General features: G+C 66.1%; 9 protein-coding genes and 1 pseudogene. 8 read left to right on the top strand and 2 right to left on the bottom strand.

Going from position 1 to position 12,430, the window contains the following annotated elements:
• Nucleotides 1-461 precede the first annotated feature (461 nt).
• The 6 genes and pseudogenes from NV1_RS33515 (at nt 462) to lpqB (ending at nt 9,236) form a co-directional block, all read left to right on the top strand.
• Nucleotides 462-1,628 carry an alkane 1-monooxygenase gene (locus NV1_RS33515; protein WP_245714063.1) on the top strand — a complete coding sequence of 389 codons (1,167 nt, stop codon included), beginning with the start codon at nt 462-464 and terminating at the stop codon, nt 1,626-1,628.
• A gap of 101 nt (nt 1,629-1,729) precedes the next feature.
• The gene (gene ahcY, locus NV1_RS33510) at nt 1,730-3,220 is read left to right on the top strand and encodes an adenosylhomocysteinase (protein ID WP_067900814.1); all 1,491 of its coding nucleotides are present in this window, start codon (nt 1,730-1,732) and stop codon (nt 3,218-3,220) included.
• A 570-nt stretch (nt 3,221-3,790) separates the two neighbouring features.
• Nucleotides 3,791-4,438, top strand: coding sequence for a dTMP kinase (locus NV1_RS33505; RefSeq protein WP_067900810.1), 648 nt, complete (start codon nt 3,791-3,793; stop codon nt 4,436-4,438).
• A 78-nt stretch (nt 4,439-4,516) separates the two neighbouring features.
• On the top strand, nt 4,517-5,194 hold the full coding sequence (gene mtrA / locus NV1_RS33500; RefSeq protein WP_067675951.1) for an MtrAB system response regulator MtrA: 678 nt from the start codon (nt 4,517-4,519) through the stop codon (nt 5,192-5,194).
• A pseudogene (gene mtrB / locus NV1_RS33495) lies at nt 5,191-6,939 on the top strand (MtrAB system histidine kinase MtrB); the annotation flags it as partial. The gene mtrA and the pseudogene mtrB, both read left to right, overlap by 4 nt.
• Nucleotides 6,940-7,394: 455 nt before the next feature.
• On the top strand, nt 7,395-9,236 hold the full coding sequence (lpqB, locus tag NV1_RS33490) for an MtrAB system accessory lipoprotein LpqB (protein ID WP_174557508.1): 1,842 nt from the start codon (nt 7,395-7,397) through the stop codon (nt 9,234-9,236).
• Nucleotides 9,237-9,407: 171 nt separating this feature from the next.
• On the opposite strand, the gene NV1_RS33485 is transcribed toward lpqB, so the two are convergent.
• Nucleotides 9,408-9,656 carry a hypothetical protein gene (locus NV1_RS33485; RefSeq protein ID WP_157117533.1) on the bottom strand — a complete coding sequence of 83 codons (249 nt, stop codon included), beginning with the start codon at nt 9,654-9,656 and terminating at the stop codon, nt 9,408-9,410.
• Nucleotides 9,657-10,042: 386 nt separating this feature from the next.
• Between NV1_RS33485 and NV1_RS33480 the strand changes: the two genes are divergently transcribed.
• Together NV1_RS33480 and hpf are read left to right on the top strand one after the other, a co-directional pair.
• Nucleotides 10,043-10,687: a ComF family protein gene (locus NV1_RS33480; RefSeq protein ID WP_067900801.1), complete on the top strand. Its 645-nt coding sequence runs from the start codon at nt 10,043-10,045 to the stop codon at nt 10,685-10,687.
• A gap of 379 nt (nt 10,688-11,066) precedes the next feature.
• The gene (gene hpf, locus NV1_RS33475; protein WP_373864686.1) at nt 11,067-11,666 is read left to right on the top strand and encodes a ribosome hibernation-promoting factor, HPF/YfiA family; all 600 of its coding nucleotides are present in this window, start codon (nt 11,067-11,069) and stop codon (nt 11,664-11,666) included.
• Between the two features lie 90 nt (nt 11,667-11,756).
• Here the strand turns inward: hpf and bluB are convergent, their stop codons facing one another.
• Entirely contained in the window at nt 11,757-12,389 is a 633-nt protein-coding gene (gene bluB / locus NV1_RS33470; RefSeq protein ID WP_067900927.1) for a 5,6-dimethylbenzimidazole synthase, read from the bottom strand.
• Nucleotides 12,390-12,430: the final 41 nt, after the last annotated feature.

The raw sequence follows: 12,430 nt of genomic DNA, 5'->3' as shown, positions 1-12,430 counted from the left end.
GGCGGGCGCTGCGGACCTGCCCGGAAAGGTCCGGACGGGCCGGTCGGCTCATGTGCCTCTCGGCGGGCATCCGGCGGGACGGCGTCGAATGTGGTATTCCTGGCGGCGGGCAGTGGTAACGGTGGTGTGACGTCGGTTCGGGCGGTTCGTTACGACCGGCTCGGATTTATCCCAATTGTGTTGTGTTGTATAACATTTGCGTCGACTCGCCCGGCGTGTGCCGCTGAGCCGAGGCTGACGATCTGCAAGGCTCGAACGAGAGGATGACGCATCGTGGAAGGGCGGGCGCCGTTGTTTGCCTGTCGTATGCGGTGATCGCCGGGACATGAGGAATGGATCGAGAATGGACCGGATCGTATGTAACGGTCGCCACTTACAGGCCCGGAAACTGTGTGTAACGGTCCTAATGTCTGTACCTATCTACTGGCATCAGTTCCAGAGAATCAATTAGCGGGGCAAACGTGCAATCGGTTGGCAATCGCTCGGGTCGGCCCGACCCCAAGCGATACCTGTGGGTGCTCGGGCTGATCGCGCCCGGATGCGCCCTGTTGCCGTCACAGTTGGTGCTGCACACCGGATTGCGGGTGTTCTGGTGGATCGGGCCGATCATCGTGCTGATCGCCATTCCGGTGCTGGACTGGATCGTCGGCGAGGACGGCACCAATCCGCGCGATGAGGACTACGAGGTCCTGTCCAAGGACCGCTACTACCGCTGGTGCACCTATATGTTCCTGCCGATTCAGCTGTTCGGGCTGGGGATCGCGGCATATCTGTGGGCTCGCGACGAGCTGAGCGTCCTGGACAAGATCGGGCTGGCGACCACATTGGGGTTGGTCAGCGGGATCGGCATCAACGCGGCGCACGAGCTGGGGCATCGGGTCGAACGTTCCGAGCGGTGGCTGGCGAAGGTCGCGCTGGCACAGTCCGGTTACGGCCACTTCTACGTCGAGCACAACAAGGGGCATCACGCCCGGGTGGCCACCCCGGAGGATCCCGCCAGCGCCCGGCTGGGGGAGTCGCTGTGGGAATTTCTGCCGCGCAGTGTGCTCGGCGGTTTCCGTTCGGCCGTGCACATCGAACAGGAACGTCTGCAGCGCAAGGGACTGGGCTGGTGGAGTTGGCAGAACAACATCCTGCAGGCCTGGGCGATAACGCTGCTGCTGTATCTCGGCCTGCTCGCCGCGTTCGGCCCGGAGATGCTGCCGTACCTGTTCCTGCAGGCGGTGATCGGGGCCGGGCTGCTGGAGACGGTCAATTATGTCGAGCACTACGGTCTGCTGCGTGGTAAGCGGCCGAACGGGACGTGGGCCCGCTGTTCGGCCGCCGACAGCTGGAACAGCGACCGGCTGGTCACCAACATCTTCCTGTTCCACCTGCAGCGGCACAGCGACCACCACGCCAATCCGGGCCGCCGGTACCAGACGCTGCGCAGCTCCCTGGAGGCTCCGCAGCTGCCCGCGGGCTACGCGGGGATGATCCTGCTGGCCGCGGTGCCGCCGCTGTGGCGGCACGTGATGGATCCGAAGGTGTTGGCGCACTACGGCGGTGACGTCGGCCGGGCCAATATCGCCCCGCGCAAACGGGAGCGCATCCTGGCCGCTCACGAAGGCCGCGCGGCCGCCGCCTGAGGTGCGCGCCCGCGATCATTTCGCTGGTGAACGACCGTGCGTACCGTGTACGCAGGATTCGTACTAGTCTCTTCTGCGTACACGCCGACCAGGAGAGGCAGATGACGACCGCAGTGAGCAGCATGATGACTGCCGACAGCCGCAACGGGATCGATTACAAGGTCGCGGACCTGTCGCTGGCCGAATTCGGCCGTAAGGAGATTCGACTCGCCGAGCACGAGATGCCCGGCCTGATGGCACTGCGTCGCGAATACGCGGAGGTGCAGCCGCTGAAGGGTGCGCGCATCTCCGGGTCGCTGCACATGACGGTGCAGACCGCGGTGCTGATCGAGACGCTGGTATCGCTCGGCGCGCAGGTGCGCTGGGCTTCGTGCAATATCTTCTCCACCCAGGATCACGCGGCCGCCGCCGTGGTCATCGGTCCGCACGGCACCGTCGACGAGCCGCAGGGCGTGCCGGTGTTCGCGTGGAAGGGCGAGACGCTCGAGGAGTACTGGTGGGCCGCGGAGCAGATGCTCACCTGGCCTTCGGTCAATGGAAACAGTGAGCCAGCCAATATGATTCTGGACGACGGTGGCGACGCGACCATGCTCGTACTGCGCGGCGCGCAGTTCGAGAAGGCGGGCGTGGTTCCGCCGGCCGACGAGGAGCATTCGGCCGAGTTCACCGTGTTCCTGAACCTGTTGCGCGAGCGGTTCGAGAGCGAGAAGAACAAGTGGGGCGTCATCGCGGACAGCGTGCGCGGCGTCACCGAGGAGACCACCACCGGCGTGCTGCGGCTGTATCAGTTCGCCGCCGCGGGTGAGCTGGTGTTCCCGGCGATCAACGTCAACGACTCGGTCACCAAGTCCAAGTTCGACAACAAGTACGGCACCCGTCACTCGCTGATCGACGGCATCAACCGCGGCACCGATGTGCTCATCGGCGGTAAGAAGGTGCTGATCTGCGGTTACGGCGACGTCGGCAAGGGTTGCGCGGAGTCGCTGGCCGGCCAGGGCGCGCGCGTGCAGGTCACCGAGATCGACCCGATCAACGCGCTGCAGGCGCTGATGGACGGTTTCGACGTGGTCACCGTGGAGGATGCGATCGGCCAGGCCGATATCGTCATCACCTCCACGGGCAACAAGGACATCATCCTGCTCGACCACATGAAGGCCATGAAGGACCAGGCCATCCTGGGCAATATCGGCCACTTCGACAACGAGATCGATATGGCCGCCCTGGAGCGCTCGGGCGCGACCCGCCTGAACATCAAGCCGCAGGTCGACCAGTGGACGTTCGGCGATTCGGGCAAGTCCATCATCGTGCTGTCCGAGGGCCGTCTGCTGAACCTGGGCAACGCCACCGGCCACCCCTCGTTCGTCATGTCGAACAGCTTCTCCAACCAGGTCATCGCCCAGATCGAGCTGTGGACCAAGCCCGAGCAGTACGACAACGAGGTCTACCGCCTGCCCAAGCACCTGGACGAGAAGGTGGCCCGCATCCACGTAGAGGCTCTCGGCGGTCACCTGACCAAGCTCACCAAGGACCAGGCCGAATACATCGGCGTCGACGTGGAGGGCCCGTACAAGCCCGAGCACTACCGCTACTGAGCCATTGGCCTCCGCTTCGCTGCGGCGGGGTTTTCGGCGCTGTAAGGCTCGTCGTTCAGCCCTCGAGACTCGGCCTTCGGCCATGCGCTTCGAGGGCTGAACGACGAGCCCGCGCCGAAAACCTTGGGGTTGGTGTTGCTGAGCCTTTCGCTTCGCGGGCGACTCCCAGCGGGACGGAGACGCTTCGCCGCTGGGCGGGTTGGTGGTGGGCAGGTTGATATGTCAGTCCATTCGGGAGTTTGGGGTGGCCGAGGCAGCCTGCATGCGGCGAGGCTGCGCCGCTGGCGCGGTTGTGCTGTGGTTATCCGAGCCTGTTGTGTGGTCGTTGTGTCGCAGCGCCCGGATAGGATCGACTCGTAGTCCAGCTATCGCCGGGAGCGCACGTTGTCCGTACTGCTCGATTTGGCGCGGGAAGACCCGCAAGAAGCACGACCGTGCTGATGTGGTCACGGTGGTCGCAGCGCCCATAACGATCAAGATCGAGTGGGAGCGGCCGGACGAGCTGACCCGCTGAGGCGCTTGGCGTGGGGCGCGGATCTTCCGGCGGACAGGCGGGGTAACCTGCTGCGCATGGGTGTTCTGGTGGCGATGGAGGGCCTGGATGGGGCCGGAAAACGCACGCTCATCGATGCGGTGGTCGGTGAGTTGACCGGGCGCGGGGTTCGGGTGGGCACTATGGCCTTTCCGCGGTACGGGAAATCGGTGCACGCGGATTTGGCGGCGGAGGCGTTGCGGGGGCGGCACGGTGACGTCGCCGCGTCGGTGAACGCGATGGCTTTGTTGTTCGCGCTCGATCGGGCCGGGGCGCGCGAGGAGTTGTCGAAATTGTTGGCGGACAACGATATCGTGCTGCTCGATCGGTACGTCGCCTCGAATATCGCCTACAGCGCGGCCCGGACCGGGCAATCTGTGGACGGTGAGATCGCCACCTGGATCGAGGAATTGGAGTTCGGTCGCTTCGAACTGCCTGTGCCCGACGAACATGTGCTGCTCGCCGTGCCGGTCGAGCTCGCCGTCGAACGTGCCCGCCGTCGCGGTGAAATCGACGGCGCCCGCGCCCTGGATGCGTACGAGCGCGACAAAGGGCTGCAGGAACGCACCGGCGAGGTCTATCGTGTGATGGCCGAAACGCACTGGCACGGTCCGTGGTGGCGCCACACACCGCACGAAGATCCGGCGACGCTGACCGCGCGTCTGTCGAAAATTATTGCCCGATAGGGTTGGATGGGCGTCGGATACGTACCAGTGTTGGCGTGGTTGCCCGTCCCGAGCCGGAGAGATGACACCATAGTAGTTATGAAGCCGAAGATTCTGGTCGTCGACGATGATATGGCGCTCGCGGAGATGCTCACGATCGTCTTGCGCGGCGAGGGTTTCGACCCTCACACCGTCGGCGACGGCACGCAGGCGCTCACCGCGGTCCGGGAGCTACGCCCGGATCTGGTGTTGCTGGATCTGATGCTGCCCGGCATGAACGGCATCGACGTATGCCGTGTGTTGCGGGCCGATTCCGGCGTGCCGATCGTCATGCTGACGGCGAAGACCGACACGGTCGACGTCGTGCTGGGGTTGGAGTCCGGTGCGGACGACTACATCGTCAAGCCCTTCAAGCCGAAGGAGCTCGTCGCCCGGGTGCGCGCCCGGCTGCGGCGCACCGAGGAGGAGCCCGCGGAGCTGCTCTCCATCGCCGACATCGTCATCGATGTCCCGGCGCACAAGGTCACCCGGGCCGGGCAGCAGATCTCGCTGACCCCGCTCGAATTCGACCTGCTGGTGGCGCTGGCCCGCAAGCCGCGTCAGGTGTTCACCCGTGAGGTTCTCCTGGAGCAGGTCTGGGGTTACCGGCACGCGGCCGACACCCGCCTGGTCAACGTGCATGTGCAGCGTTTGCGGGCCAAGGTCGAGAAGGATCCGGAGAACCCCGAGATCGTCCTGACCGTCCGCGGTGTGGGTTACAAGGCCGGACCGCCGTGATCGATCGCTCCAGAAACCGCATCGAGCGGTTGCTGGCAGCGATGGTGGCGTGGTTCAAATCCGTCGGCGAGTCGCTGGGACACGTGTGGCGGCGTTCGCTCCAATTGCGTGTCGTCGTATCCACGCTCACCCTGTCGCTGATCGTGATCACCATTCTCGGGGTGGTACTGACCAGTCAGATCACCGACCGACTCCTCGACGGCAAGATCGCCGCGGCCGTCGAGGAAATGGGTCGTGCTCGGGCGACGGTGGAGAATCAGCTGGCGGGTGCGCATGATCCGGGCACCCAGCTGACCAGTCTGCAGGCCGCGCGCAACGCGCTGTCGAGCGGTAACAGCGGCCAGGCCGGCGGCACGGCGGGCAATTTCAATTCCGCGCTGGAGATGGTCGGCGAGAATATGCAGGACATCTCGGTCGGGCCGGTGCAGGAGGTGCCGGGCGAGCTGCGCCGATTCGTCCAGCAGAATCAGGTCAGCTATCAGTTCGCCACGGTGTCGGACCCGGACGGTTATCGCGGCCGGGCGCTGGTGATCGGCAGCCCCAGCACACAGGTGCCGACGCTCGAGGTCTATCTGATCTTCCCGCTGACCAACGAGGACCGCAGCCTCGGGCTGATGCGCGGAACCATGTTCATCGGCGGCGCCGTACTGCTGGTGCTGCTCGCGGCGATCACCGCCCTGGTGACCAGGCAAGTCGTGCTGCCGATCCGGTCGGCGGCCCGGATCGCGGGCCGATTCGCCGACGGGCGGCTCCGGGAACGCATGCTCGTACGGGGTGAGGACGATATGGCGAAGCTGGCCATATCGTTCAACGCGATGGCCGAAAGCCTGTCGAACCAGATCACCCAGCTGGAGGAATTCGGTAATCTGCAGCGCCGCTTCACCTCCGACGTCAGCCACGAGCTGCGCACGCCACTGACGACCGTGCGCATGGCCGCGGATCTGATTCACGGTTCCAGTGACGAACTGGATCCCGCGCTGGCCCGCAGCGCCGAGCTGCTGGTCACCGAGCTGGACCGATTCGAGGGTCTGCTCAACGATCTGCTGGAGATCAGCCGTCACGATGCCGGCGTGGCCGAATTGCAGGTCGAATCGCTGGACGTGCGGATGTGTGCGCGGGCGGCGATCTCCACGGTGCGGCATCTGGCCAAGGAATCCAGCGTCGAGCTGGTCGTGGATCTACCGGAGGAGCCGCTGGTCGCCGAGGTCGATCCGCGACGCGTGGAACGGGTGCTGCGCAACCTGCTCGCCAACGCCATCGACCACAGCGAGGGCAAACCGGTGTTGATCCGGATGCGCGGCGACGTCGAGGCCAATGCCGTCGGCATCGTGGTGCGCGATCAGGGCGTCGGCTTGCGGCCGGGCGAGGAGAAGCTGGTGTTCAACCGGTTCTGGCGCTCGGATCCCTCGCGGATGCGGCGTTCGGGCGGGACCGGTCTGGGCCTGTCGATCAGCGTCGAGGATGCGAATCTGCACGACGGCAAGCTCGAGGCATGGGGTGAACTCGGCGTCGGCGCCAGCTTCCGGCTGACCTTGCCGCTGGTGCGCGGGCGCAAACTCGGGCCGAGCCCGTTGTCCCTGGAGCCGCCCAGGCGGCGCGGCGGACCGCCCGAACTGCCCGCCGCGCCATCGGATTCGGCGCAGAAGGAGCCGGGCGCAGACGAGGTCGCCCCTGCTTCGTCCGAGGCCGTGGCGTGGGCGGAAACCGCCTCTGAAACCGCCGCTGAAACCGATTCGGCTGCAAGCGAGGCGAATACGCCGGCCATCGAGACGGATTCCGTTGTGATCGAAGCGGATGCACCCGTTACCGAGGAGGAGCTGTCCGCCGCCGAGGCGGAAATGTCCGAGGTCGAGCCGAGCACGGGCGGAGCGAGTGTCGAGGTCGTGCCGGCAGACGAGTCCGAGGGCGAGAGCGGTTCGCCCGCAGCCGGGACGGATACGCCTGCGGGCGATGCGGATTCCGCAGCGGCGGGGACGGACGTACCCGGGCCCGCCGCGGCCGATGCGTCCGTATCCGAGGTGATTGCGCCGGTGGCGGAGAAGAAGTCCGCCGCGGCGGAAGGGGCGGCGGACTCGTCCGGTGATGAGTCGAATGTGGCTGGGGCGAGCCAGGATTCGGATGAGCGGCCGTCGCAGGGGGCCGGTGGGAGCTCGGGGGCGGGGGAGAAGACCGTACTGAGCGATACCGGAGACGGAACGAAATGAGTCGAGGTTCTCGCACCTGGCAGCGGGCCGGGGTGAGCCGATTACGTGTGGTGATCGGTCAGCTACTGGTATCGGTACTGGCGCTGAGCGGCTGTGCGAATCTGCCCGATTCCTCGGCGCCGCAGGCATTGGGGACCATCGATCACGCGCCCACCAGCGCCGGTCCCGTCACGCCGGTCGCGGGGCACGACCCGGATCTGCTGGTGCGCAATTTCCTGACCGCGACCGCGAATCCGGCCGACCGGCATCAGCAGGCGCGGGAGTATCTGTCCCCGACCGCGGCGTTGAACTGGGACGACAGCGCCGGGACCGCGATCGTGGAGTCGCCGGATACGCTGCGCGAATCCCTCACGGGCGATACCGCCACCTATCGGATTCGGGCGCGCAAACTCGGCGAGCTGGGCGCGGACGGGTCGTTCCGGGCCCAGGACAATACCTACGAGACCAGGGTCGAGCTGACCAAGGTCCGCGACGAGTGGCGGATCAACCAGGTGGAACCGGGCGTCGTCGTGGACAGCGACGCGTTCCACAAGGCTTATCACCGCTATTCGCTGTACTTCGCGAACAGCGCCGGCACCAGCATGGTTCCGGATCTGCGCTGGGTCGCCACGGGTAAGGATCAGCTCACACAGTGGTTGCTCGCGTTGCTGTCCGAAGGGGCACAGCCATCTCTGGCGCCCGCCGTGCGCAATGTGCTGGCCGCGCCGATCAGTTTGCGTGGGGGCATCACCAAGGCCAATGGTGCCGCCGACGGGGTGGGTGTGGGCCTGGGCGGGGTGCGGATCGACTTCGCGGGCGCCTCGACGCTCGATGCGCGAAGTAGGGAGCTACTGGCCGCGCAGGTGGTGCTGACGCTCGCGTGGGCGGAGATCCTCGGTCCGTACGTCCTGCTCGCTGACGGCAAGCCGCTCGACGACCGGTACGCGAGCACCGGCTGGTCGCTGGACGATGTCAATGCGTTGAATCCGAGGGCGCCCACCGCCGATCGCACGGGTCTGCATGCCCTGCGGGACGGCACGCTGGTCACGGTGGACACCGCCAAGGGGCGCAGCACTCCCACCCCCGGATATTTCGGTACCACGCACAATTTGCAGTCGGTCGGATTATCCGATGACGGGCAGTTGGTCGCCGCGGTCGCCGACAGCGGCGAGCCCGCGCCCAAGCCCAGGCATACCCTGGTGATCGGCAGTTACGACGGCTCCACCACCTTCTCGGTGGTCCAGGGCGACACCTTCACCCGCCCGTCTTGGACATCCGACGGCGGGGCGGTGTGGACCGTCATCGACGGCACCAGGGTCGTCCGGGTGGTTCACGATCGCGCCACCGGCAATGTTTCGCGGCAAGACGTCGACAGTTCCACGCTGACGATAGCCGAGCCGAACAGCACCGATCCCGTGCCACGTCTGCCCATCACCGATCTGCGCCTCTCCCGCGACGGCGCTCGTGCCGCGATCATCGCCGGGGGCAAGGTGTACGTCGCGATCGTGGTTGTGCGTCCGGACGGCAAATACGCGCTGGTTTCGCCGCAACCGGTCGCGGTCGATCTGAGTACCACCGCGGTGTCCATCGACTGGTCCAGCCCCGAAACGCTGGTCGTGGCTCGGGAGGGCGATGTGAACCCGGTGCAGTCGGTATACATCGACGGTTCGGAGCTGAACCCGTTGTCGAGCCAGAATCTGACACCACCCGTACGGTTGGTCAGCGTCGCTTCGAACACGTTTTACGTCGCGGATTCGCGTGCCATGATGCAACTGCAGTCCGACCAGCCCAGCAGGGAACGGTTCTGGCGCGAGGTGCAAGGGTTGGGCGCCAATGTGGTACCTGTATTGCCCGGCTGAATGTCGAAACGCGGCCGATCTTCTTCGGCGAATGGCCGAAGGGATTCGAGACACCGACGATCTCCTTGAAGGTCGGACCCTTCAAGGAGATCGATCGGTTCATAGCGGTAGTCGATCAGTTGCGGATGTGGACCTTCAACCCGCGTTCATCTCGTCCAGAGACAGAACCGACTACCTCGGAACCCACACCCACTCTCCCGTTCCGTTCTTCAGGCAAATCCAATAATTGGGCGGGGGGCCTTGGGTGGTGACCTCCAGGCCTTCCTTGTCCGGGCCGCAGAACTGGAGCGGGAACGTCGTGACGACTGCCGGGCGAGCGGCAGCAAGCGCCGGTGTGACCAGCGCGATAGTTGATGCGCCCGCAGCGAGCGCGATGGCCAGCACGCGAGTGACCGTAGTTCGGTTGAGCAGGTTGCGCATTCTGAATTCCCTTCCCGGAATGGATATTTGGGAAGGATCCAGCCTCCCCCCTACGCCGCGAATCCTACAGGCATGTGTCCAGAACCGCCTGCCCCGCTAGCTCGCGAGGTACCGGGCCGCGGCACGAATCCGACTCCCGGTGCTGCCCGAATGGTCGAAAGCCGAATAGCAACACCGCATGTGGACGTACCTGGTTCTGCCGGAATCGAGGAATCGGCATCGGGCGATTGCGCCCACCGGCGCGGATGTCCGGTCCGGCCACCGGTTTTGGTACCAGGCATTCCGCGATGTCCATGCCTGCGTCGGATCGCCTCGCCCGCACCCGTTGCACATGGGCGAACGCCGAGCCTGTTGGCGATGCCCGAGATGCCCGGCACACTGGGCCGATGCGGATGCTGCTGGATCTGATCCTGCCGCGAACGTGCGGGGGATGTGGGGCCCACGGGGATGTGTGGTGCGCCGGATGCGCGCGGAGTCTGTCCGGTACGCCGGTGCGGGTGCGTCCCCGCACCGATCCGGGTGTGCCGTGCTGGGCGCTGGGCGGGTATGCCGGCGCGGCGCGCCGGGCGGTGATCGCAGTCAAGGAGCATGGACGCCGGGATCTGGCGGCGCCGTTGGGGTTGGCATTGGCCGGGGGACTGGCTACACTTCGTGATCCACGACGGTCGCTGGTCCTTGTTCCGGCACCGACCAAACGGTCGGCCGCGCGCCGTCGCGGGGGCGATCCGGTGGCCCGGGTGGCCCGGATCGCTGCGGGTTTGCTGCCTGATTGCGGGGTGGCTTCGGCGCTGCGAATGCACCGTGCGGTACGGGATTCGGTGGGGCTGGGCCCGAGGGAGCGCAGAGCCAATCTCCAGGGGCGGATCACGGCCCGCGCCGGGCCGTTGCGTGCTGCCCTGTCGGCGATGAATGCCGAGGTAGTGCTGGTTGACGACGTCCTCACGACGGGAGCGACGGCGGGCGAGTCGGTTCGTGCGCTGGCGGCCGCGGGCATCGGGGTACGGGCTGTCATGGTGACTTGCGCCGTATGAGCGGGCGAAATTTGCGTGAATACTGGCGGACTAGTCGCTGGCGTAATAGCGTGGCGATCAGAGCGATCTGACACCCCGATACCAGAGGTTGGAGGTGGCGCCTCGAGCGACTTTCGTGTCGAGTTCTCCGGTGTGCGCAACCAGTTTCGCGAGCGCCGCCTGTGTCAGCTGATCGCCTGCCGCACACACCTCTCGACACGAGTTGAACCCGCCGCACACGACTCGTGTGTGTGGCCAGATCCGGGAGGTACGCGTGACGACTTCACGACCTTCAGTGAAAGAAGCAGACGCCTCGGCCCGCTTCGGCGCGACAGCTGATTCCACCGCTTTCGACCGAGCCGAACCCGAGACGCAGCCCAAAGTCCCCAGTGCCGACGTCGTGGTGAAGGGCCGCAACGTCGAGGTTCCCGATCATTTCCGAATTCACGTGGCGGACAGACTCTCCCGGCTCGAGCGTTTCGACCCGTCGATCTACCTGTTCGACGTGGAGCTGTTCCACGAACGCAATCGCAGACAGCGCAAGAGTTGCCAGCGCCTCGAGATCACCGCACGCGGCAAGGGGCCGATCGTGCGCGCGGAAGCGTGTGCGGACAGCTTCTACGCTGCCCTGGAACAGGCGGCGGAAAAGCTGGAGAGTCGTCTGCGGCGCAGCAAGGACCGTCGTCGGGTGCACTACGGCGAGAAGACCCCGGTCTCGGTGGCCGAGGCGACCGCGGACCTCGTCGATGAATCGCTGAGCCGCGCCGCCGTGAACGGCGCCCCGGCGCGCGATCAGGAGGTGGAGGCTGATTACGCCGGTCCCGGCCATATCGTGCGGACCAAGGTGCACTCCGCGGCCCCGATGTCCGTGGACGACGCGCTCTATCAGATGGAGCTCGTCGGCCACGATTTCTTCCTGTTCCACGACCGAGAATCCGACCGTCCCTCGGTGGTGTACCGCCGTCACGCCTTCGACTACGGCCTGATCAGACTGGCTTAGCAGGATTCGCGCCACTCCGGGGCCGACGGCATCGAGTCGTCGGCCCCTCGGCATGTCGGTCGGCGAGCGGGTGTAGGCCGACAGGCAGGGTCAGCTGGGGAATCTCTCCCAGTGCACGGCCTCGCTCAGCGGTCGGCGTTCGCGCCAGCCGAACCTCTCGAGATCGGGCGTCTCCTGGAACTCGTGTACCGGGCCCACGCACAACCAGGCGACCGGGCGGATGCCGGGCGGCAGGTGCATCAGATCGGTGAGGAAGGGGGCGTCGTAGAAGCTGACCCAGCCGACGCCCACCCCTTCGGCGGTCGCGGCGAGCCACATGTTCTGGATCGCGAGAATGGTCGAGTAGAGCCCGGTTTCGGGCACGGTGGCCCGGCCCAGGATGTGCGGGCCGCCCCGGCTGTCGTCGTGGGTCACCACGATGCCGGTGCCGCTCTCGGTGATGCCCTCGATCTTGATCGGTTCGAAGGTCCGGGCCCGTTCGGGCGGCAGCGATTCACCGAACTCGATGCGCTTGTCCGCGACATGCGCGGCGAAGCGCGTCAGCGTGGCCGGGTCGCGCACGACGATGAAATCCCACGGCTGCGAATTGCCGACGCTCGGCGCGCGGTGTGCCGCATCGAGGATCCGCAGCAGGGTGGCGTCGTCCAGGAGTTCGCCGGTGAATTCGGCGCGCACATCGCGCCGCCGCCGGATCACTTCGTAAATGTCGTGCTCAGTAACCACACCATCGCCAATCTTGCCCGCATCCGACCGAATCGGCACCA

This window comes from Nocardia vaccinii NBRC 15922 (assembly GCF_001613305.1).
GTDB lineage: Bacteria > Actinomycetota > Actinomycetes > Mycobacteriales > Mycobacteriaceae > Nocardia > Nocardia vaccinii.
This window is presented reverse-complemented; position numbering and strand designations above follow the sequence as displayed.